We start from the raw sequence: 20,231 nt of genomic DNA, 5'->3' as shown, positions 1-20,231 counted from the left end.
TTCTCCGCTCTGTCGCCGTCAATGCCCGATGGCAAGTTCCGGCACGGCGGTGACGAAGCGTCCGCCCCATTCGCCGACATAGGCGAGCTGCCGGGTGAGCTCGTCCCTGATGTTCCACGGCAGCAGCAGCACATAGTCCGGCCGGGCCGCCTTCAGCCGCTCTTCCCCGACGATCGGGATGCGGCTTGCGGGCAGGAACTTTCCGAGCTTGCCGGGGCTGCGATCGACCACGAATGGCAAAAGGTCGGGGCGCACGCCGGCAAAGTTCAACAGCGTGTTGCCCTTCGCCGCGGCGCCATAGGCGGCGACGCTGCGCCCTTCGCGCTTTGCCGCGATCAGGAAGGCGAGGAGGTCGTCCTTGATCCTCTCTGCGACCGGCTGCAGGCGACCGTAGAAGGTGGCGCCGCTCATGCCGGCCGCATCTTCGGCGGCGAGCACCGCCGCGACCTTGGAAGAGACCATGCGGGGCACGCCGTCGGCCCGCCGGGCGAACACCCGCAGGCTGCCGCCATGGGTAGAAAGCTCCTCGACGTCGAAGACCGCAAGGCCGTTTCCGGCGAAGATCCGGCAGACGGCAGAGAGCGACAGATAGGAATAGTGCTCGTGATAGGCGGTATCGAACTGCCCGCCTTCCACCATGCGCAGAAGATGCGGGAACTCGAAGGTCGCAACGCCCGCTGGCTTCAACAGCGCGGCAAAGCCTGCGACGAAGTCGTTGATGTCCGGCACATGGGCGAGAACGTTGTTGGCGGCGATGAGATCGGCAGCGCGGCCGTCTGCGGCCAGCACCTCGCCGAGTTCCCGGCCGAAGAACGCCTCGACGACGTCGATGCCCTTTTCGCGCGCCGCCGCGGCGGTGCCCGCCGTCGGCTCGATACCGTAGCAGGGGATGCCGGCATCTTTCACATATTGCAGGAGATAGCCGTCATTCGCCGCGACTTCGGCGACGACGCTGTCAGGCGACAAGCCGAAGCGCTGGGTCATCTCGGCGACATAGCGGCGGGCATGATCGAGCCAGGACGACGAGACCGAGGAGAAATAGGCATAGTCGCCGGCAAACAGCGCGTCGCGGCCGGCATAGTCCTCGGTCTGGACGAGGAAGCATTCCTCGCAGACGAGGAGCTTCAGCGGAAAGGTGGTCTCCGGCGCGCCGAGCTGCGCCTCGCTCAGATAGGCGTTGGAGGGCGGCGCGCTGCCGAGGTCGAGGAAGGGGAGCGACAGCCCGGCGCCGCAATGGCGGCAGCACGCCGCCGCGCGGTCATTTTCTGCCGGGACGGGGGAGAGTGCGGCGCGCATCGTCAGATCGGGAAGTTCGATTCGATGTCGCCGGTGCTGACGATCAGCCCCTTCTCGAAGCCTTCGCCCATGAAATGCGCGCGCCGCGCCTCGTCGCGCAGGAAGACGAAGCTCCGCTCCTTCGGCGTATCGTCTGCCGCCCCGACTGTGCTGCTGGCGACGACGGCGATGTGATCCTTCAGCCCGAGATCGCGCAACGTCGTCTCGAAACCGGACACGTCGTCGATCCCGTCGAGGATCAGCCGATCGATCTCGGCGATCCCGTTGGCGAGCTGCGCCAGCACCTGCGCCCGCACCAGCGGCAACAGCTGCTCGACGCCGGCGATGTTCCGGACGCTGGCGGGATTGAGATAGCTCAGCCTCGTGATCAGCTCATAGGCCTTCAGATAGTCCCGCCGGCCGAGCCAGAGCCGGAGCGAGACATGCATGCGCATCGACAGGAAGCTGTCGACCATGTCGCGGAAGATCCGCTGCAGCTCGCGGTCCGGCGTCAGGCCGAGGCGCTTCAGGAGGCTGAACACCATGAATTCGAGGCCGCCGCGAAACGCATCCCAGTTGTAGAGATTGTCGTGGGTGCCTTCCTGATGCCGGTTCGGCATTACCGGCGTCAGCGTCACCGAGCGGTAATAGGGCACGTCCCGGAAGGCCACCGGCCCCTGCGAGACCATCGTCGCGAGATAGGCGAAGGCCCAGTAGCAGAACTGCGGTGCCGAGACGAGCTGGCGCACCGCCTCGGCCCGGTAGATGCCGATCTCCGGCATCACGTGGTTCTCGACCAGCATCTTCAGAAGATCGACTTCCTGGCCGGGCTGGAACACCTCGACTGGTTTGCGCAGATGATAGAACAGGCAATGCCGCTCGCCGTTGAGCGCGTCGTAGATCTCGAAGGGCGTATAGACGACGCGGATCTGAGGGTTTTCCATCATGAAGCGGATGTTGTCGGCGAGCGCTTCGGGGATCATCAGGTCGTCGTCGGCGAGATAGACCAGAAACTCGCCGCGGGCATGGCGGAAGGCGCTGAACTGGTTGGAGAGGCGCTTGTTCTCTTCCTGGCGGAAATAGCGGATCGGCAGGCCCTCGGCCTTGAACCTTGCCACCACCTCGGCGGTGTCGTCGGGCGAGGCGTTGTCCGAAACGACGATCTCGTAGGAAAAGTCGAAGACCTGCGAGGCTTCGCGGATATGCGGGAAGAGATGTTCGAGGAACCGCGCCCGGTTGTAGGTCGGAACGCAGAGCGACAGCACGACGTCGGTCGGCGCTTCGGGGCCTTCGAGCGCGCTTGCGGCCGAGAGGCGGGCGGGATCGACGGTGATGGTCATGGCAGAAAATCCTCGGCGCTGGCATCGCGGGGCGAGATGAGCGTGGGGGCGGCCGGCCAGTCGATCGCGAAGGCCGGATCGTCCCAGCGGACGGTCCGGGCGCAATCGGGCGCATGGGCTGCGGAGACGAGGTAGAGAACCTCGCAGTCCTCGGTGAGGGTGAGAAAGCCGTGGGCGCAGCCCTCGGGGATATAGAAGGCGTTGCGGTGCGAGGCGTCGAGCTCGACGCTCGCATGGGCGAGATAGCTCGGCGATCCCGGCCTGAGATCGACGGCGACATCGAAGATCCGGCCCGCAGTCGCGCGCACCAGCTTGGCCTCGCCATGCGGTGCTGACTGATAGTGCAGGCCGCGCAGGGTACCGCGTGTCGGATTGAACGAGGTGCTCGCCTGCACAAGCCGGGCTTCGAGGCCGCGCGCCGCGAAAGTCTCGGCGCAGAAGGTGCGGGCGAAGAGCCCGCGCTCGTCGGTAAAGGGTTCCGGCTCGACGAGATAAGCGCCCGCGATCGCGGTCTCGGCAAAACGCATCACGCCGCCTCGACGCGGCGGGGTCGGCGCAGTGCCTCATAGGCGGCGATTTGCGCCTCGGTGACCTGGCGCATGGCGGCGCCGGAACTTTGGGCGCGATACCATTCGGCGGTCCAGGCCAGCGTCTCGTCCAGCGACAGCAGCGGGCGCCAGCCGAGCCGCTCGGCCGCGAGTCTTGAAGACAGGCGAAGCTGCCGCGCTTCGGGCGGATGGACGCCGCCCGCCGGCAGCCAGGGCAGCGGCCTCTCGAAGGCGCGGCCGAGCGCTTCGGCAACGGTCGCGACGCTTGCGAACTGGGCCGGGTCGGGGCCGAAATTCACCGCTTCCGGCGCCTCGGAGGGGCGTAGCGCCAGGGCCTCCGCCAGCATCAGATAGCCGGCCAGCGGCTCGACCACATGCTGCCAGGGGCGCACCGCCATCGGCGAGCGCAGGCGGATCGGCTCGCCCCGCTCAACGGCCCGGACGAAATCCGGCACCAGCCGGTCGGCGGAAAAGTCGCCGCCGCCGACCACATTGCCGGCCCGTGCCGTGGCGATGGCCGGACCGCCCTCAGCGAAGAAACTTGCCCTGAAGCTCGCGGCAACGAGTTCGGCGCAGGCCTTGGAGGCGCTATAGGGGTCCTTGCCGCCGAGCCTGTCTTTCTCCTCGAAGGGCCGGCCGCTCTCGTCGTTCTCATAGACCTTGTCGGTGGTGACGATCACCACGGCCTTTGCCTCCGGCGCTCGGCGGAGCGCCTGCAGGAGGTTGACCGTGCCCATGACGTTGGTCCCGAACGTCCCGACAGGATCCGAATAGGAGCGGCGCACCAGCGCTTCGGCGGCGAGGTGGAAGACGATCTCCGGCCGGGCCTCGGCGACGATCCTCTCCAATGCGGCAAGGTCGCGGATGTCGGTGAGATGCTGTCTCTGGCCGGCAAAGGGCGTCAGCATGGCATGGAGCGAGGGGGCGGTGTCCGGCTCCAGAGCAACCGCGGTGACCGCCGCGCCGAGCCGTTCCAGCCAGAGGCTGAGCCAGGCGCCCTTGAAGCCGGTGTGTCCGGTGAGGAGAACCCGGCGGCCTTTCCAGAAGCCGCTCACGACCACAGCTTCCAGGGTGCGCGGCCGGTGCGCCACAGCTCTTCCAGCTGGTCGCGCTCGCGCAGGGTGTCCATCGGCTGCCAGAAGCCGTCGTGGCGATAGGCGGCGAGCTGCCCCTCGGCGGTCAGCCGCGCCAGCGGCGCACCCTCGAAGGAGGTGCCGTCGCCGTCGATGAGGTCCAGCACGGAAGGCTCCAGCACGAAGAAACCGCCATTGATGCGCTGGCGGTTTGCCGTCGGCTTCTCGACGAAGGCGGAGACCCGGCCCTCGTCGATCTCGACGGTGCCGAAGCGGCCCGGGGGAGCGATGGCGCACATCGTCGCCTTGAGGCCGTGAGAGCGGTGAAAGGCAACCTCGGCTCGAACGTCGATGTCGGCGACGCCGTCGCCATAGGTCATCAGGAAGGTCTCGCCCTTGTCGAGGAAGGGCGCGATGCGCTTCAGCCGGCCGCCGGTCAGCGTGTCGAGGCCGGTGTCGACGATGCTGACCTTCCAGTTCGGCCGCTTCGACTGGTGATAGCGGATGGTGTTTTCGCCAAGGTCCACCGTGATGTCGGAATGGTGGAGCACCAGATTGGCGAAGTATTCCTTGATCTGGTAGCCCTTGTAGCCGGCACAGACGATGAACTCGTCGAAGCCGAAATGCGCGTAGATGCTCATGATGTGCCAGAGGATCGGCTTGTCGCCGATCTCGACCAGCGGCTTTGGCCGCAGCGTCGTCTCTTCGCTCAGCCGCGATCCGCGCCCGCCGGCCAGGATCACCACCTTCATGCCGCGGCTCCCGGCGAGAGGCTGCATGGGTCAGTCTTGCGATCGTTGTTCAAGGCTGCCGTCGACATCTGGGAATCTTCAAGAATCGATCATCCGGTCACGACCGGGATACTCGCAAAGCACTTGCGTGAGCCTGATCCGGGGCTCAGGTCCCTGCCGCGATGCGGATCGGCGCCGGCGCCTCGCCCGCAAGCTGGCGGCGATGCGCGGCCGCGAAGGCTGCCTCGAGATGGCGGGTGTAACCGGCACTGTCGAAGAGCGGCGCCGTCGACCGCGCCGCCGCGAGCTTCGCTTTGACGGCTGCGAGCCTCGCCGGGTCGGTCGCGAGGCCGAGCGCCAGTTCCTCATAGGCGGCATCGGTCTGTGTCACGAGTTCCGGCAGCCCGGCCGCATTCAGCACGCTCGCCGCCACCCGGGCGGCGAACTGCTCGCCGATCCGTGTCACCAGCGGCAGGCCGGCCCAGAGCGCGTCGCTCGCGGTCGTGTGGGCGTTGCAGGTGAAGGTGTCGAGGAAGAGGTCGGCATGACGATGGCGGGAAAGATGCGGCAGGTGGCCGATCGGCGGGGCGAAGACCAGCCTCTCCGGGTCGACGCCGGCCGCCTTCGCCGCAGCCCGCAGATTGGCTTGCGCCCACTCATTGGATTTCATCAGCCAGAGGACGCTGCCGCCGACCGCGGAGAGCAGCCGCATCCAGACCGCAAAATCGCGCGGCTGGATCTTGTAGGTGGCGTTGAAGCCGCAGAAGACGAAGCCCGTCTCCGGCAGGCAGTGGTCGCTGCGGCTGGAAGCGTCCTGAACGATCGCCCGTGTCTCGTCGGTCGGCTGGTAGCTGTGCGGCAGGCGGATCACCGCCTCGGAATAATGCTGTGCGTGGCTCTCCGGGATGATCACCTCGTCGGCGACGAGATAGTCGATGAACGGCGCCCCCATCGTGCCGGGAAAGCCGAGATAGCTGATCTGCACCGGCGCGACGCGGGCAGCGAAGATGCCCGGCCTTGCCCCCTTGGTGTAGCCCTTGAGGTCCACCGCGATATCGAGGCCGTCGGCTCTGGCCAGCTGCACGATTGCCGTGTCGGGGAGGGGGGCGACGTCCCGGTAGAGGCCTGCCGCCTGCCGCAGCCGCGGGCCGATCGCCGCGTCTTCCTTGCCGCCATAGGAATAGACCGCGATCTCGAATCGGTCCCGGTCGTGATGGGCGAAGACCTGCGAGATCAGATACATCGTTGCGTGATTGTGGAAGTCGGCCGAAAAATAGCCGAGCCTGATGCGCCCGCTGCCATCGCTCGCGGAACGCGCCGGCAGCGGCGCTGATGGAACGGCGATCTCGCCGGCCCAGGCCTCCGATCGCTGCCTGAAGCGGCCGGGTGAATCGTCGAGGGCGATCAGCGCGAAGGGCTCGATCGGCTGGCCGTCGAGGCCGAGCGTCTCGACATGGGCGCGATGCGCCCCCAGCCGCTCGAAGTCGCAGAGATGGCAGAGCTGGTGCATCGCCAGCGCCCGCGCCCGGGCATGGCCGGGATCGATGGCGAGCGCCTTCACCGCATGGTCGACCGCCGCCGGGCCGTCGCCCGCCTCCTGCAGGATCGAGGCGATGGAGAACCGCGCCTCGGCATCGCCCGGCCTGGCCCTCGCTGCCTTTTCGAAGGCGGCGATCGCCTCTTGTTGCCGGCCGGCACCGCGCAGCAGATTGGCGAGGTTGAAGAGGATGCTGGCGTTGTTCGGCGTGAATTCCGCCGCTGCGGCATAGCTTGCCAGCGCCTCGTCGAACCGGTTCTGCGCCTTCAGCGCGACACCGAGATTGGACAAGGCGTCGACATTCTGCGGATGGATGGCGAGGGCCTGGCGGAAACTCGCTTCGGCGGCCTTCGCCTCTTTCAGGGCGAGGGCGGCCGCGCCGAGGATGTTCCACAGGGTCACCGAGCGCGGGAAGGAGGCGGCGAGCGCCGTGCCGGTCCCGATCACGGCGGCATAGTCGCGCCGGTGATAGGCGGCTTCGAGGGCCTCCAGCGTCTCGATGGGCGGATTGCCGGTCCGTTCGATCAGCGCTTCGAGGGCGCCGGCGACGCGCCGGTTCTGCGGATACTGGCCGAGGAGTTCGGCATAGAGTGCGTGCGCCGCGTCGAACTCGCCGCGCTTTTCGAGCTTGCGGGCCTGGGCAGAGGCTTTTTCGACAGACAGTCGCACCGAACCATTCGCTCCATCCGGAAAGACGATGGAAGGTCTAAGCGGTGCGACTTGCCCCTGACTGGCGGCTAGGCCGGAACGGAGCGCGGCCGACGCCCCGGATGCCGGGGTGACGCGAAGCTCGACGGACCGGAAAGGCGGGCGCTGGTGGAGCTGAGCGGGATCGAACCGCTGACCTCGTCATTGCGAACGACGCGCTCTCCCAACTGAGCTACAGCCCCGTCCACCGTTGCGAAGCGGCATGTAGTGCCAGCGGGCGGTGGCTGTCAACGGGGTCGATGCCGGGCTCGGCGAAATCGCCGGTGCCCCTCCTGCGCGGCGGAAAAGCCCGCCGCAAGTCCTGCGAAGATCAGGCACCAGACGGATCAGCCATTCCGGGCGTTAACGCTCCGGACCCGCGCTGCTTGCGCCACCCTGCCGCGATGTCTACATCGGCGGGGTCAGAAACAGGGCACGGGATCGATGCTGGCAGTCACTTTCGTACTTTATCAGGCACTCAATCTCTATTGGTGGATCGTCATCGCCTCGGCGATTCTGTCCTGGCTCTACGCCTTCAACATCGTCAATCCGGGAAATCCCTTCGTCGACAGCGTCGGCCGTTTCCTCTGGCAGATGACCGAGCCGGTCTATCGCCGCATCCGCCGCTTCCTGCCCGATCTCGGCGGCATCGACCTGTCGCCGCTGGTGGTGCTCTTCGCCATCATGTTCCTGCAGTATTTCATCGTCGTCTACATCGATCCGGCGATCGTCCGCGCCGGCCTCTGAGGCAGGCGCTCGATGCCTGACGAGCCGGCCGGCCAGCGGTTTTTCAGGAGCGAAGGCGAGGCGACGCTCCTGTTCGTGCGGGTGACGCCCCGGGCATCGCGCGACGCCATCGCCGGCGTCGTCACGGATGCCGCGGGGGACGAGCGGCTGGCCGTCCGGCTTGCCGCCGTTCCGGAGGACGGCAAGGCCAACAAGGCCCTCATCGCATTGATCGCCAGACACTTCCGTATCCCGAAGACGGCGATCACCGTCGCTGCCGGCATGACGCAGCGTCAGAAAACCCTCCGTCTCGCCATTCCCTGTGATAGTCTCGCCGAGACCCTGCAGGAGATCGGGATCCGGAATGACCAGCCGACCTGAATTCAGCCTGTCACCGCGATGCCTGACGCGCGCCGTTCTTCCAGCGGCTGCGGGTCTTTTCGTCGCCCTTGCCACCGGCATTCCCGCTTCTGCCGCAGGCTTCGACAGCGCCTATACCAAGCTCGACCTCGATTCCTGCGAGGTGTTGAAGGAATATGAGGAGGGCGGCGGGGTCGATCTGAAATGCCCCGGCTATCAGGACATTCCGGTCTTCGCCTCCGAGGGGGATCTGCGCTTCAGCGTCGATTTCGGCGCGCCCGGCGAGGAGTCCGCCACCTTCGGCCCGTTCAACGAGCCGGGTGAGACGATCGAGTGGCGGCTTGCCGGCGGCAAGCCCTTCGCAACGATCCTGCGTTTCCATCTCGACCCCGGCGACGGTTCCGGCAAGATCACCGACGTCCTCGCCGTCTATACGCTTTCCGGCGAGGGCAGCTGCCCGGTCGGCTATGTCGATGCGAGCGTCAACCGGGACGCCAACGTGCTTGCGCGCCAGATCGCCGACGAAGAGGCGCAAGGCTTCGTCTGCGGCTCGGACAGGCCGAAATATCGCGGCAAGTTCTCCGAACTCGGCGGCAGCGCCTCCGCCGTCCAGCAGTAGCCGCAAACCCCGCCTTTACCGAAGGTCGAGATTCTTTTCGGACCGGCTGAACCTCTTGCCGGGATTCCCGTTGCGCGAGTCATGAGTACTCCGCGCGCCTACTGGACCGGGCATATCCGCCTGTCGCTCGTTTCCTTTCCGGTTCGTCTCTTCGCTGCGACGAGCCCGGCGAGGACGATTCAGCTCCATCAGTACGACAAGGAGACCGGTCAGCGGATCCGCTACCAGAAGGTGTCGGAAAAGGACGAGGAGGTCGTCGAGAACGACGACATCGTCAAGGGCTATGAGTACGAGAAGGGCAAGTTCGTCGCCGTCGAGGACGAAGAGATCGAGAAGCTCAAGGCCGAGAGCAACCACGTCATCGAGCTCACCCAGTTCACCGACGCCAGCGACATCGACCCGATCTATTACGACAGGCCCTATTACATCGCCCCGGACGAGGACGGCGTGCAGGACGCCTATGTGACGATCCGCGAGGCGCTGCGGAAGACCAAGAAGGTGGCCCTCGGCCGCATCGTCATCGCCAACAAGGAGCGCATCGCCGCCATCAAGCCCTGCGGCGACGGGCTGATGCTGGAGACGTTGCGCTATGCCCAGGAAGTGCGCGACGCCAAGAAGTTCTTCGACGAGGTGGACGACGACGCCGAGATCGACGACGAGCAGCTCGAACTCGCCCAGCTGCTGATCGAGAAGAAGTCCAAGCCCTTCGATCCGAAGGCCTTCAAGGACACCTATCAGCAGGGGCTGATGGAGATCATCAAGGCGAAGATCGCCGGCAAGGAGCCTGAAGCCGAGGAAGCGCCGGAGGAGGATTCCGGCAACGTCATCGACATCATGGACGCGCTGAGGCGCAGCCTCGAACAGTCCGGCGGCGGCAAGGGCTCGAAGTCGTCGTCCCGGACAAAAGCGTCATCGGGCGGCGGGTCCTCCGCCAAAGGGTCCTCGTCCAGCAAGCCGTCCGGCAAGTCGTCCGCCGGCAAGTCGTCGGGATCGAAATCGACGTCTTCGGCCAAATCGTCGGCCAAGTCATCGTCGACGAAATCGTCCTCGACGGCAAAATCCTCCGGCTCGGCGAAGTCGTCGTCCAAGTCCTCTGCATCGAAGAGCGCCTCCGGAACCTCGCGATCCTCCTCAAAGTCGGGCACGAAAAAATCGGGTGGACGCTCCAGGGGCAGCAAGGCAGCCTAAGCCATGGCCTCGCTCGAAACCTATCATTCCAAGCGCGATTTCAAGCGGACGAAGGAACCGCGAGGCAGCGCCGGCCGCGGCAAGGCGGGCCGCGCCTATCTGATCCAGAAGCATGACGCGACAAGGCTGCATTACGACTTCCGCCTCGAGGATGACGGCGTCCTCCTCTCCTGGGCGGTGACCCGCGGCCCGAGCTACAACCCTTCCGACAAGCGCCTCGCCGTGCGCACCGAGGACCACCCGCTCGACTACGGGTCCTTCGAAGGCACCATTCCCAAGGGCGAATATGGCGGCGGCACCGTCATGCTGTGGGACACCGGCACCTGGAAGCCGCTCGGCGACGTCGCCGAAGGGCTGGAAAAGGGCGAGCTGAAATTCGAGCTCTCCGGCGAACGGCTGACCGGGCGGTGGGTGCTGGTGCGGATGAAGCCGCGCAAGAAGGAAAAGCGCGAGAACTGGCTGCTCATCAAGGAGAAGGACGATTTCGCCCGTCCCGACGAAGACGGCGAGGCGTTTCTCGGCGGCGAGACGACAAGCGTGAAGTCCGGCCGGTCGATGGCCGAGATCGCCGAAGAAGAGGGCGGCGAGGACGGCGATCACTGGTCCAGCGACGTCACACGCGGCAAGGGCGGCAGGATCTCCAAGGCGACCAGCCGCGCGGCGCAGTCGAAGGGAACGACGTCGAAAGGGGCGAAGTCGTCCGGCAAATCCGCTTCGACAGGGTCGTCGGATTCGAAGAAGGCAAGCACAGGGAGCTCGGGCCGCAAGACTTCCGCCAATACCAGCGGCAAGAAGAAGGCGGCCGGCATTTCCCTCGACGCTCTCGCGAAGTCCCACGGCAAGCCGCAGCTCGCGACGCTTGTCGATGCGCCGCCCGGCGGTGCCAACTGGCTGCACGAGATCAAGTTCGACGGCTACCGGCTGATCGGCCTCGTCAGCGGCAACGATGCTCGGCTCCTCACCCGCAACGGCAAGGACTGGACGCACCGCTTCGGGCGGCTGGCCAAGGCGCTGGAAAAGCTCGACGTCGCCGACGCGGTCTTCGACATGGAGGCGGTCGTCCTCGACGATGGCGGCCGCTCCGACTTCCAGAAGCTGCAGAACGCCCTGTCCGAGGAGACCGACAGGGGGATCGTCGCCTTCCTGTTCGACTGCCTGGAACTCGACGGCGAGGACCTTGCGAAGCAACCGCTGACGGCACGCAAGGAGCGGCTGAAGGCGGTGCTCGCCGGCCAGTCGGCGCGGGAGAAGAAGATCCTGCGCTACTCCGACCATATCGAGGGCAAGGGCGATCAGATGATCGCGCGTTCCTGCTCGATGGGCCTCGAGGGCGTCATCTCGAAGAAGGCCGATGCGCCCTATCGCGTCGGCCGGACGAAAAGCTGGCTGAAGTCGAAATGCATCAAGCGCCAGGAATTCGTCATCATCGGCTATACCAAGGCGGCCGGCGGCGCCCGGGCGATCGGGGCGCTGCATCTCGGCTATTCCGGCGATGACGGCCTTGTCTATGCCGGCAAGGTCGGCACCGGCTTCACCGACGTCTCGGCCGCGGCGCTGCGGGAAAAGCTGGAAGCGATCGGCCGCAAGACGCCGCCGGTGGAGGGGCTGACGGCGGCGGAAAAGCGCGGCGCCAACTGGGTCACCCCGAAGCTCCTCTGCGAGGTCGCCTTCACCGAATGGACGGGGGAGGGCAAGATCCGCCACCCGTCCTTCAAGGGGCTGCGGGAGGACAAACCGGCCGAGGAGGTGACCCGCGAGACTCCGCAGGAGAACGCGGCCAGCGAGACGAAGGCTAAGAAAGCAGGCAAGGCGGGGAAGGCAGGGAAATCGCGCAGCGCTTCGACAGCCGGGTCCTCGCGTGAGGCTGCGGCGAAGACGGCATCCGCATCGAAATCCGAAGCCCCTACCAGGAAGCGCTCGAACAAGCCGCTTCGCGTCGCCGGCGTCGAGATCACCCATCCGGACCGGCCGATCTTCGACGACGAGAACGGGCCGACGAAGGGCGACCTTGCGGACTATTACGGCAAGGTGGCGAAGCTGATGCTCGCCGACATCGCCGGCCATCCGGTCTCGCTGCTCCGCTGTCCGGGCGGCATCGGCGAGGAATGCTTCTTCCAGCGCTCGGCCGGCAAGGGCTGGGGCGCCGACATCAAGCCCGTCGACGTCACCCATGACGGCAAGACGACGGAGTATTTCTACGTCGATGACGAGAAGGGCATCCTCGAACTCGCCCAGATGGGCGGGATCGAGTTGCATCCCTGGGCGTCGACGGTCGACAAGGTGGACGTGCCGGACCGGCTGGTCTTCGATCTCGATCCGGACGAGGGCATTCCCTTCGAGGCGGTGAAGCTGGCGGCCCGCGATCTTGGCAACCGCCTCGATGACCTCGGCCTTGAAAGCTTCGTCAAATGCACCGGCGGCAAGGGGCTGCACGTCGTCGTGCCGATCAGCCGCCGGCGCGAGTTTCCCGAGGTGAAGGCGTTCTGCGAGGCCTTTGCGGAGAAGATGGCGACCGATGCGCCGAAGGCCTATGTGGCGACGATGTCGAAGGCCAAGCGCAAGGGAAAGCTGTTCATCGACTATTTTCGCAACGACCATGCGGCGACGTCGATCGCCGACTATTCGGTGCGGGCAAGGCCCGGCGCGCGGGTGGCCGTGCCCTTGTCCTGGGACGAGCTCGACGATCTCGAATCCGCCAGCGCCTTCACCATGCAGGCGGTGATCGATCGCATCGACAAGGGCGAGGCCTTCGAGCGGCCGACGATCCGCCAGTCGATCACCAAGGCGATGATGGGGCGGCTCGGGCTGAAGGGCTGAGCCGGGGTCTGGCCATGGGCGGGCGTGTTCCGACCGGCCTCACTTCGCCGGCGGCGGCGCGAAAGCTTCCTTCAGCTTCTTCGACAGGTCCTTGAACGGCTTGTCGGTGATCTTGTCGCCCGGATGCTGGATCAGATAGTCGTAGATATGCGGCACCAGATCGACCGCCTGGTCGAGGGTTCCGTCCGAGCCGCGCTGATAGCCGCCGAGAAGCCTGAGGTCGCGGGTGTCCTCGAAGCGGGCGATCATCGCCTTCAGCCGGGTGACGAGCTCGCGCTCCTGCGGGTTCCAGGCCCGGTCGGCAAGACGCGAGATCGATTTCAGGACGTCGACCGCCGGGAAGCGGCCCTGTTCGGCGATCGCCCGGTCGAGCACGATATGGCCGTCGAGGGTTCCCCGGATCGCGTCGGCGATCGGGTCGTTGTGGTCGTCGCCGTCGACGAGCACCGAAAAGACGCCGGTGATGGTGCCGGAGCCTTCAAGGCCGGGGCCGGCCCTTTCCAGAAGCTGCGGCAGCTCGGAAAAGACGCTCGGCGGATAGCCTCTCGCCACCGGCGGCTCGCCGGCGGCGAGCGCGACGTCGCGCGCCGCATGGGCAAGACGCGTGACGCTGTCGATGATCAGGAGGACGTTCTCGCCCTGGTCGCGGAAATATTCGGCGATGGCGGTGGCGGTCTTCGGCGCCAGCCGCCGCATCATCGGGCTCTCGTCGCCGGTCGCCACCACCGTGACGAGCTTGTCGAGGCCGCCGGCCATGGTCTCTTCGAGGAATTCGCGCACCTCGCGGCCACGCTCGCCGACCAGCGCCACCACGGCGGTGTCGAAGCCCTGAGCCCGCGACAGCATGCCCATCAGCGTCGACTTGCCGACGCCGGAGCCGGCGAAGATGCCGATACGCTGGCCTTTGACCAGCGGCGTGAAGAGGTCGATGGTGCGGATGCCCGTCTGCACCGGGCTGCCGACCCGGCCGCGTTTCAGGGCAGGGGGCGGCGAGCCGTCGGCGACGCGCTCCTGTTCGCCCTTGTCGAGCGCCCCGCGGCCGTCGACCGGCTGACCGAAGGCGTTGACGACGCGGCCCTTCCAGTCTGCCGTGGGGGCGACGGTATAGGGGCCGATGCGCCGGGCCGGGCTCTTGACGCCGAGGGTCGAGCGGATGCCGAAAGGCTTGACGGTGAGGGAGTCGGATTCGATCCGCACGACCTCGCCGATCTCCTCGCCGCCGGTGCCCGGGCAGGCGATGCAGTCGCCGAGCCGCACGAAGGGCGACAGGCCGGAGACGCGGTAGGCCTGCGGCCCGACATCGACGATGCGGCCGGATATGGCGATGCGCGGCGCGTCGAGCGGCGAAAGGTCGCGCGGTGTCTGGCTGGAAAGGCTCACCGGCTGCTCCCGAGGGTCTGGATGGCGTCGCCGAGGCTACGCTCGTTCGACTGGACGAGGTTTGCGGCGCTCTCGAAGGCGCGCTGCAGTTCGATCAGGCGCGTCATCTCCAGCACCGGATTGACGTTCGAACCTTCGATGAACCCCTGCATGACGCCGACCTGGCTGAAATCGAGGGCCGGCTGGGCGGCCTGGTCGGGGACGACGCCGGACGTGTCGAAGCGGTTCAGCTTGGCGGTGGCGGGGATGGTGAACAGCCCGACGGCGCCGAGCTGCTGGCCGTTCTGGGTGATCATGCCGTCGCGGGCGATCGTCAGCGGGCCGCCATTCGTATTGACCTGGATCTGCGCGCCGCCGGCATCGACCAGCGGGTAGCCGGTGAGGGTCTCGACGGTGCCGGCCTGGTTGATCCGCATGCGGCCGTCGCGGGTGTAGACGACGCCGTTCGGCCCCTGCATGCCGAACCAGGCGTCGCCGGCAACCGCCATGTCCAGCGGATTGCCGGTCTGGGTGAGTTCGCCGTTCTTGGTCGACAGGAAGGTGGTGCCTTCCGAGGCAAGGCTCACGGGGTCGGAGCCGAAGCCGTCGCCGGGCTTCAGAAGCTCGTCGAACTTCACCTCCTCGGCGCGGAAACCGGCGGTGCGGATGTTGGCGAGGTTGTGCGCCAGGGTGTCGAGCCGGCGCTCGATGGCAAGCTGTGCCGACAGGGCCGGCGAAAGCGAAGCCTCCATGGGGATCATCCTCTTGGTCTGGAGCCGGCGGCATTGCCGGAACGTCTCAGCGTTCCACCGGCCGGCACGTTGTTGCCCGCAACCTGCCGAACAAGGCTTGTCTCAGACTGGCAGGCCGCATTCCCGCAATTTCAGGAGAGGCAGAGGGGTGGCGGACAAGGCTCGCACAAGCGCTTCTGCCGTAGGCCAGTATCCGGAACAACGCGTATCCGAGGATGAAAAATGGGAATTCTGATTGGCCTCGTCGTGGCACTCGGCGCGCTGCTCGGCGGCTTCGTCGCGATGGGCGGCCATCTCGACGTGCTCGTGCAGCCCTTCGAATACGTCATCATTCTCGGCACGTCGCTCGGCACCTTCATCATCTCCAACTCCGGCAAGACGATTAAGGATACCGGCAAGGCGATGGGCGATGCTTTGAAGAACAAGGTGCCGAAGCAGAAGGATTATCTCGAGGTCCTCGGGCTCCTGCACAATCTGATGCGCGAGATGCGCTCCAAGTCGCGCTCGGAGGTCGAGGCCCACATCGACGACCCGGCGGAATCGACGATCTTCCAGGCCTATCCGAACATCATCAAGGATACGCCGATGCTCAACTTCATCTGCGACTATGCGCGGCTGATCATCATCGGCAATGCCCGTCCGCACGAGATCGAGGCGCTGATGGACGAGGAGATCCAGACCATCCACCACGATCTCCTGAAAGCCAAGCACGCCCTGCAGGATGTCGCCGACGGCCTGCCGGCGATCGGCATCGTCGCCGCCGTCCTCGGCGTCATCAAGGCGATGGGCGCCCTCGACCAGCCGCCGGAAGTGCTCGGCCACCTGATCGGCGCCGCGCTCGTCGGCACCTTCGCCGGCATCTTCTTCTCCTACGGCATGTTCGGCCCGATCGCCGCCAAGATCAAATATGTCCGCGAGAAGAAGGTGCGCGTCTTCGTCATCGTGAAGTCGACCCTGATCGCCTACATGAACGGCGCCATGCCCCAGGTCGCCCTCGAATACGGCCGCAAGGTGATCTCGGCGGCCGACCGTCCGACCATCGACCAGGTCGAGAACGAGACCATCGGCGGCGGCTCGGGAGCTTGATGCCATGAGCGAAGTCGCCTTCGCATCCGATCCGGCCGAGATCCATGCGCGCCTGAAAAGCGCCAACGAGATCGACCCGGCCCGGCTGCCGCGCCTGACCCACATCTGCAACGCCTGGACCGAGGATCTCAACCTCCGGCTCCGCGAGCTCGCGCCGGGCGCCATCGAGGTCGTCTACCAGCAGTGCGAGATGGAGAACGCCCCCGATCCGGAGGACGCTCAGCTGGCGACCGCGCTGATCGCGCCGCTGTTGTCGAACCGCTTCGCCAGGCCGAGCTACGTCATGGCCGACCGCAAGGTCGTCGAGGCGGTGCTTGCCTCCTTCCTCGGCTGCGAGCCGTCGGAGGAACTGGCCGCCAGCCGCGAGCCGACCGCTCTCGACCAGCATTTCGTTCGGTTGTTCTTCGCCAAGGTGCTGGAGACCGCGACGAAGGCGTTTCAGCCGATGGACAGCTTCGACATGTCGCTCGGCAGCTTCGTCGCCGCGGCCGACCTCGCCGAGGTGCTGGGCGAGGAGCCCGAGCGCTACTTCGTCTTCCGCTTCGAGGTGGAGGTCGGCGACTTCAAGGCGGAGTTTTCCCTGGCGCTCGGCAAGAGCTTCCTGTCGCCCCACCGCCGCTTTCTCAGCGGTACGCCGGAAAAGCCCGAAATGGGCACCGACGAGGCCTGGAAGAAGGGCATCGAGGCGAGCTTCGCCCAGTCCGACCTCAAGATCGAGGCGGTGCTCTGCAAGAAGAAGATCCCGCTGTCGCAGGTCGCGCGCTTCCGGGTCGGCGGCATCGTCGAGCTGGACGTCGGGCTTTCCAGCCTCATCCCGCTCGAATGCGAGGACCGGCCGATGTTCCGCGCCCAGGTCGGGCGCTCGCGCGAATCCTACGTCGTGCGGATCGAGGAGCGGATCGACCCGGCTCAGGAGTTCATCGATGACATCCTATCTGATTGACCTGCTCCTCGTCGTCGCGCTGGTCGTCACGGCGCTGCGCTGCGGCCGGATGCACAAGGAGCTGAGGGCGCTGCGCCAGACCGATCTGGTCGAGGCGCTGGAAAACGCCGAGGTCTCGCTCAACCGCGCCGCTGGCGCGATCGTCGGCGCCCGCCACGAGGGCATCGAGACGGTGCAGACGCTGGAGCGCCAGCTGGTCGAGGCAAGGCAGCTTGCCGAGCGGCTCGAAGGCCTTCTTGCCCGCGCCGACGTCCATGTCGCCAGCGCCGCGCCGGAGCCGCAAGCGGCGAACGAGGATCCCTATCACGACTTTTTCGCCGCAGCCCATGACAGGCTTCGCGCCAGTCTGGCCCGCTAATCAGAGACCGACGCCGCGGTGGCGCGAAGCGGCCCGCATGATGCCTCCAGCCCTGGAAAGACCGCACCATGATCGATTCCGACCTGGATCTTGATCTCGAAGACACCGACGAAGAGGAATCCGAGCTCGGCGGCTTCGAAATGCCGTCCGGTTTCGATCCCGCCGCGGCCATGGCCGGCGTCGGCGCCGCCGCTGAAGAAGAAGACGAAGAGGACGAGGTGGTCGCAGAGGAAGAGCCGGTCGAGGATCACGTCGACCTCGACCTCGTCATGGACGTGCCGGTGACCATGCAGGTCGTTCTCGGCTCCTCGACGATGACCGTCGCCAACATCCTCAAGCTCGGCCGCGGCGCCGTCGTCAAGCTCGACACCAAGGTCGGCGAGCCGGTCGACGTCGTCGTCAACGGCCGCATCGTCGCGCGCGGCGAGATCGTCGTCATCGACAAGGAGGAGCAGCGCTTCGGCATCACCCTCACCGACGTTGCAAAGCCCGGCACCAAGCTGCAGGCCCGCAAGTCTCGCGCAGCCTGATAAGCCATGTCGATCATCGCCGCCTACAGCAATGACCCCGGCGTGCCCGACAGCGGCAGCGCGCGTGCGGCCATTCTCTTGCTTGCGGTCGGATCGCAGGGCGCGTCGCGCATCCTGAAGCATCTCTCGCCCGAGGAGATCCGGATCATCCGCGAGAGCGCAGCCAAGCTGCCGACCGTCGGGCCGGAGCAGATCGACGAGGTCGTCGACGACTTCCAGAGCTATTTCAAGAAGGGTGCGGCGCTGACCGGGCCCGCCAAGGAAATGGCCGAGCTCCTCGAAAGCGCCCTGTCGCGCGAAGAATATATCGCGATCTTCGATCCGGACAGCCGCGACCCTGCACTGGCGGACCTCGCCGAGATGGGCCGGGAAGGTGACGTCTGGGAGGCGATCGCCGCGATGGATCCGCCCAAGCTCGCCCGCAAGCTCCTTGCCGAACATCCGCAGATGGTGGCGATCATCCTCGCCAGGGTCCAGCCCGAGATGGCCTCGGCGATGATCCGCGAATTCGGCTCGGCGATGCGCAACGACGTGATGCGCCGGATCCTGACGCTGAAGCCGCTGCAATATACGGTCCAGAGCGTCCTCGAGGGCCAGATCCGCCGCAACTTCGTCGCCGGAGGCGGCGAGAGCGAGGAGGGGGGCAGCCACGCCTTCCTCGCCGAGATCGTCAACCGTCTCGACAAGGACTCCTCGGAAGAGGTGCTGGAATCCCTGCGCGCCACCCGTCCGAAGGACGCCGAGGCGCTGGAGAAGCTGCTCTTCGCTTTCGAGGATCTGCCGGCGCTGCCGCTGAAGTCGCGGCTCACCCTGTTCGATGCGGTGGCTCCGGACGTGCTCGTCCTGTCGCTGAGAGGCGCGAGCCAGGAGATCGTCGATCTCGTTCTCTCCTCGCTCGGCGCCAGAGCCCGGCGCATGGCCGAGGCCGAGCTCAAGCAGGACTCCGGCGCCCAGAAGGCCGACATCGACGGGGCCAGGCGCCAGATCGCCAAGGAGGCGCTGCGCCTCGCCGGCGAAGGCAAGCTCGCTCTGCGCGAGCAGGCCGAAGAGTAGAAGCCATTGCCGGCGCCCGCCCGTCTTGTCGGGCCGCGCCGGCAGCATCCCGTCCCCTGCGAGAGAAGCGGGGATGGCGCATCGTAACGGTTGCGCAACCGTAATCCCACTGAGACCTTTCCCGGTTCATCCGACGTCAACGGCTTGAGGGAGTAAATCGTTGTCGGACGAGGATCGATCGTCAAAGACAGAGCAGCCGACGGACAAGAAGATCCGCGACACGGTCGAGAAGGGCAACCTTCCGGTCTCGCGGGAAGCTCCGATCCTGGCCTCTCTCTTGGCGGCGATGGCCTTCCTGACCTTTCATGTCCAGGATGGCTCGGCACAGCTGCTCCTCGCGCTGAAGTCGACGATGGAGAATCCGCTCCAGTGGGAGTTGGAGACGGGAGCCGATGGGTTACATGTCCTCGAAATGCTGGCGGTCCAGATGGGCCGGTTCATCATGCCGGCGACCCTGCTCTTCGCCGGCGCCGGCATCCTCGCATCGCTCCTGCAGAATCCGCCTCAGATCAATTTCGAGCGGATCGCTCCCAAGGCTTCGAACGTTTCGCTGTCGTCCGGCTTCCGCCGGATCTTCGGCCTTCGCGGCGTAACGGAGTTCGGCAAGGCCATGTTTAAGTTCGTTGCCATCGGCGTCGTCGTCGGTTCGATCCTGGTCTCGGGTTTCCCGACCATGGTCAAGGCCATGTATGCCGACCCCGTCCTGATGCCGGAACTCATCCTGCAGATGGCGATGAAGCTTCTGTCCGGCGTCTCCATCGCGACGATCCTCCTCGTCGCCGCCGATATCGGCCTGTCGCGGCTGCACTGGAAGCGCGACCTGATGATGTCGAAGCAGGAGATCAAGGACGAGGCCAAGCAGATGGAGGGCGACCCGATGGTCAAGGCCCGCCAGCGCCAGATCGCCCGCGACCGCACCCGCCGCCGGATGATGGCGGAGGTGCCGAAGGCGACGCTCGTCATCGCCAACCCGACCCACTACGCCATCGCTCTGCGCTACGTTCGCGAGGAAGGCGGCGCGCCGATCGTCGTGGCCAAGGGCACCGACCTCCTCGCCCTCAAGATACGCGAAATTGCCGAGGCGAATGACGTCCCCGTTCTGGAGGACAAGCTCTTGGCAAGGTCGATGTACGATCATGTTGAAATCGACCAGATGATCCCGCCACAGTTTTTCAAGGCCGTCGCCGAAATCATCTATTATCTGTACACTCGGTCGGGGACCAAGATGGGAGTTGCCACGGCTTAGTCA

The 20,231-nt window shown here is 66.2% G+C and carries 19 protein-coding genes and 1 tRNA gene; 11 read left to right on the top strand and 9 right to left on the bottom strand.

The features are described 5' to 3' along the window. Positions 1-18 precede the first annotated feature (18 nt). From E3C22_RS14145 to E3C22_RS14115, 7 genes are all read right to left on the bottom strand, one after another. Positions 19-1,296, bottom strand: a complete 1,278-nt coding sequence (locus E3C22_RS14145; protein ID WP_134762695.1) for a class I SAM-dependent methyltransferase — start codon at positions 1,294-1,296, stop codon at positions 19-21. A gap of 2 nt (positions 1,297-1,298) precedes the next feature. Next, on the bottom strand, positions 1,299-2,615 hold the full coding sequence (locus E3C22_RS14140) for a glycosyltransferase family 2 protein (RefSeq protein WP_134762694.1): 1,317 nt from the start codon (positions 2,613-2,615) through the stop codon (positions 1,299-1,301). Further along, positions 2,612-3,142: a dTDP-4-dehydrorhamnose 3,5-epimerase gene (gene rfbC / locus E3C22_RS14135; protein WP_134762693.1), complete on the bottom strand. Its 531-nt coding sequence runs from the start codon at positions 3,140-3,142 to the stop codon at positions 2,612-2,614. The genes E3C22_RS14140 and rfbC overlap by 4 nt, the downstream gene beginning before the upstream one ends. Continuing rightward, positions 3,142-4,224 (bottom strand): CDP-glucose 4,6-dehydratase, encoded by a 1,083-nt coding sequence (gene rfbG / locus E3C22_RS14130; protein ID WP_134763014.1) that lies wholly within the window; start codon positions 4,222-4,224, stop codon positions 3,142-3,144. Before rfbG ends, rfbC begins: the two co-directional genes overlap by 1 nt. Then, on the bottom strand, positions 4,215-4,988 hold the full coding sequence (gene rfbF, locus E3C22_RS14125; protein ID WP_134763015.1) for a glucose-1-phosphate cytidylyltransferase: 774 nt from the start codon (positions 4,986-4,988) through the stop codon (positions 4,215-4,217). Before rfbF ends, rfbG begins: the two co-directional genes overlap by 10 nt. Before the next feature lie 145 nt (positions 4,989-5,133). After that, entirely contained in the window at positions 5,134-7,173 is a 2,040-nt protein-coding gene (locus E3C22_RS14120; protein ID WP_134762692.1) for an O-linked N-acetylglucosamine transferase, SPINDLY family protein, read from the bottom strand. A 145-nt stretch (positions 7,174-7,318) separates the two neighbouring features. Next, positions 7,319-7,394 (bottom strand) — tRNA-Ala (locus E3C22_RS14115). Between the two features lie 241 nt (positions 7,395-7,635). On the opposite strand from E3C22_RS14115, the gene E3C22_RS14110 reads away from it, so the two are divergent. The 5 genes from E3C22_RS14110 to ligD all read left to right on the top strand — a co-directional run bounded on the left by E3C22_RS14110 (position 7,636) and on the right by ligD (position 12,901). Beyond that, positions 7,636-7,938, top strand: a complete 303-nt coding sequence (locus E3C22_RS14110; RefSeq protein WP_134762691.1) for a YggT family protein — start codon at positions 7,636-7,638, stop codon at positions 7,936-7,938. Positions 7,939-7,950: 12 nt separating this feature from the next. Beyond that, on the top strand, positions 7,951-8,298 hold the full coding sequence (locus E3C22_RS14105) for a DUF167 domain-containing protein (RefSeq protein WP_134762690.1): 348 nt from the start codon (positions 7,951-7,953) through the stop codon (positions 8,296-8,298). Further along, complete coding sequence (locus tag E3C22_RS14100) at positions 8,282-8,896, top strand: hypothetical protein (RefSeq protein WP_134762689.1); 615 nt, start codon at positions 8,282-8,284, stop codon at positions 8,894-8,896. Before E3C22_RS14105 ends, E3C22_RS14100 begins: the two co-directional genes overlap by 17 nt. Before the next feature lie 81 nt (positions 8,897-8,977). Further along, positions 8,978-10,084 carry a non-homologous end joining protein Ku gene (ku, locus tag E3C22_RS14095; RefSeq protein ID WP_134762688.1) on the top strand — a complete coding sequence of 369 codons (1,107 nt, stop codon included), beginning with the start codon at positions 8,978-8,980 and terminating at the stop codon, positions 10,082-10,084. 3 nt (positions 10,085-10,087) lie between these two features. Further along, positions 10,088-12,901, top strand: a complete 2,814-nt coding sequence (ligD, locus tag E3C22_RS14090; RefSeq protein ID WP_134762687.1) for a DNA ligase D — start codon at positions 10,088-10,090, stop codon at positions 12,899-12,901. A gap of 39 nt (positions 12,902-12,940) precedes the next feature. On the opposite strand, the gene fliI is transcribed toward ligD, so the two are convergent. Beyond that, a complete protein-coding gene (gene fliI / locus E3C22_RS14085; protein ID WP_134762686.1) occupies positions 12,941-14,281 on the bottom strand; it encodes a flagellar protein export ATPase FliI in 1,341 nt (446 codons plus the stop codon). Next, positions 14,278-15,012, bottom strand: a complete 735-nt coding sequence (flgF, locus tag E3C22_RS14080) for a flagellar basal-body rod protein FlgF (protein WP_134762685.1) — start codon at positions 15,010-15,012, stop codon at positions 14,278-14,280. The genes fliI and flgF overlap by 4 nt, the downstream gene beginning before the upstream one ends. 222 nt (positions 15,013-15,234) lie before the next feature. On the opposite strand from flgF, the gene motA reads away from it, so the two are divergent. The 6 genes from motA (at position 15,235) to E3C22_RS14050 (ending at position 20,228) form a co-directional block, all read left to right on the top strand. Continuing rightward, positions 15,235-16,098, top strand: a complete 864-nt coding sequence (gene motA / locus E3C22_RS14075) for a flagellar motor stator protein MotA (RefSeq protein WP_134762684.1) — start codon at positions 15,235-15,237, stop codon at positions 16,096-16,098. 4 nt (positions 16,099-16,102) lie between these two features. Next, entirely contained in the window at positions 16,103-17,041 is a 939-nt protein-coding gene (locus E3C22_RS14070; RefSeq protein ID WP_134762683.1) for a FliM/FliN family flagellar motor switch protein, read from the top strand. After that, entirely contained in the window at positions 17,022-17,399 is a 378-nt protein-coding gene (locus E3C22_RS14065; protein ID WP_134762682.1) for a hypothetical protein, read from the top strand. The genes E3C22_RS14070 and E3C22_RS14065 overlap by 20 nt, the downstream gene beginning before the upstream one ends. A gap of 68 nt (positions 17,400-17,467) precedes the next feature. Further along, positions 17,468-17,929, top strand: coding sequence for a flagellar motor switch protein FliN (fliN, locus tag E3C22_RS14060; RefSeq protein ID WP_245514996.1), 462 nt, complete (start codon positions 17,468-17,470; stop codon positions 17,927-17,929). A gap of 6 nt (positions 17,930-17,935) precedes the next feature. Next, positions 17,936-18,982, top strand: coding sequence for a FliG C-terminal domain-containing protein (locus tag E3C22_RS14055; RefSeq protein ID WP_134762681.1), 1,047 nt, complete (start codon positions 17,936-17,938; stop codon positions 18,980-18,982). A 160-nt stretch (positions 18,983-19,142) separates the two neighbouring features. Further along, on the top strand, positions 19,143-20,228 hold the full coding sequence (locus tag E3C22_RS14050; protein WP_134762680.1) for an EscU/YscU/HrcU family type III secretion system export apparatus switch protein: 1,086 nt from the start codon (positions 19,143-19,145) through the stop codon (positions 20,226-20,228). Positions 20,229-20,231 lie beyond the last annotated feature (3 nt).

It is taken from the genome of Jiella endophytica, from assembly GCF_004519335.1.
Lineage (GTDB): Bacteria > Pseudomonadota > Alphaproteobacteria > Rhizobiales > Rhizobiaceae > Jiella > Jiella endophytica.
This window is presented reverse-complemented; position numbering and strand designations above follow the sequence as displayed.

Bases quoted from the DNA above. Each gene is read 5' to 3' on its own strand.
- E3C22_RS14140 (WP_134762694.1), bottom strand. From the start codon at position 2,615: ATGACCATCACCGTCGATCCCGCCCGCCTCTCGGCCGCAAGCGCGCTC.
- E3C22_RS14070 (WP_134762683.1), top strand. From the start codon at position 16,103: ATGAGCGAAGTCGCCTTCGCATCCGATCCGGCCGAGATCCATGCGCGC.
- E3C22_RS14055 (WP_134762681.1), top strand. From the start codon at position 17,936: ATGTCGATCATCGCCGCCTACAGCAATGACCCCGGCGTGCCCGACAGC.
- flgF (WP_134762685.1), bottom strand. From the start codon at position 15,012: ATGGAGGCTTCGCTTTCGCCGGCCCTGTCGGCACAGCTTGCCATCGAG.
- rfbC (WP_134762693.1), bottom strand. From the start codon at position 3,142: ATGCGTTTTGCCGAGACCGCGATCGCGGGCGCTTATCTCGTCGAGCCG.
- ku (WP_134762688.1), top strand. From the start codon at position 8,978: ATGAGTACTCCGCGCGCCTACTGGACCGGGCATATCCGCCTGTCGCTC.
- fliN (WP_245514996.1), top strand. From the start codon at position 17,468: ATGATCGATTCCGACCTGGATCTTGATCTCGAAGACACCGACGAAGAG.
- E3C22_RS14065 (WP_134762682.1), top strand. From the start codon at position 17,022: ATGACATCCTATCTGATTGACCTGCTCCTCGTCGTCGCGCTGGTCGTC.
- E3C22_RS14145 (WP_134762695.1), bottom strand. From the start codon at position 1,296: ATGCGCGCCGCACTCTCCCCCGTCCCGGCAGAAAATGACCGCGCGGCG.
- rfbF (WP_134763015.1), bottom strand. From the start codon at position 4,988: ATGAAGGTGGTGATCCTGGCCGGCGGGCGCGGATCGCGGCTGAGCGAA.
- motA (WP_134762684.1), top strand. From the start codon at position 15,235: ATGGGAATTCTGATTGGCCTCGTCGTGGCACTCGGCGCGCTGCTCGGC.
- E3C22_RS14110 (WP_134762691.1), top strand. From the start codon at position 7,636: ATGCTGGCAGTCACTTTCGTACTTTATCAGGCACTCAATCTCTATTGG.
- E3C22_RS14105 (WP_134762690.1), top strand. From the start codon at position 7,951: ATGCCTGACGAGCCGGCCGGCCAGCGGTTTTTCAGGAGCGAAGGCGAG.
- ligD (WP_134762687.1), top strand. From the start codon at position 10,088: ATGGCCTCGCTCGAAACCTATCATTCCAAGCGCGATTTCAAGCGGACG.
- E3C22_RS14100 (WP_134762689.1), top strand. From the start codon at position 8,282: ATGACCAGCCGACCTGAATTCAGCCTGTCACCGCGATGCCTGACGCGC.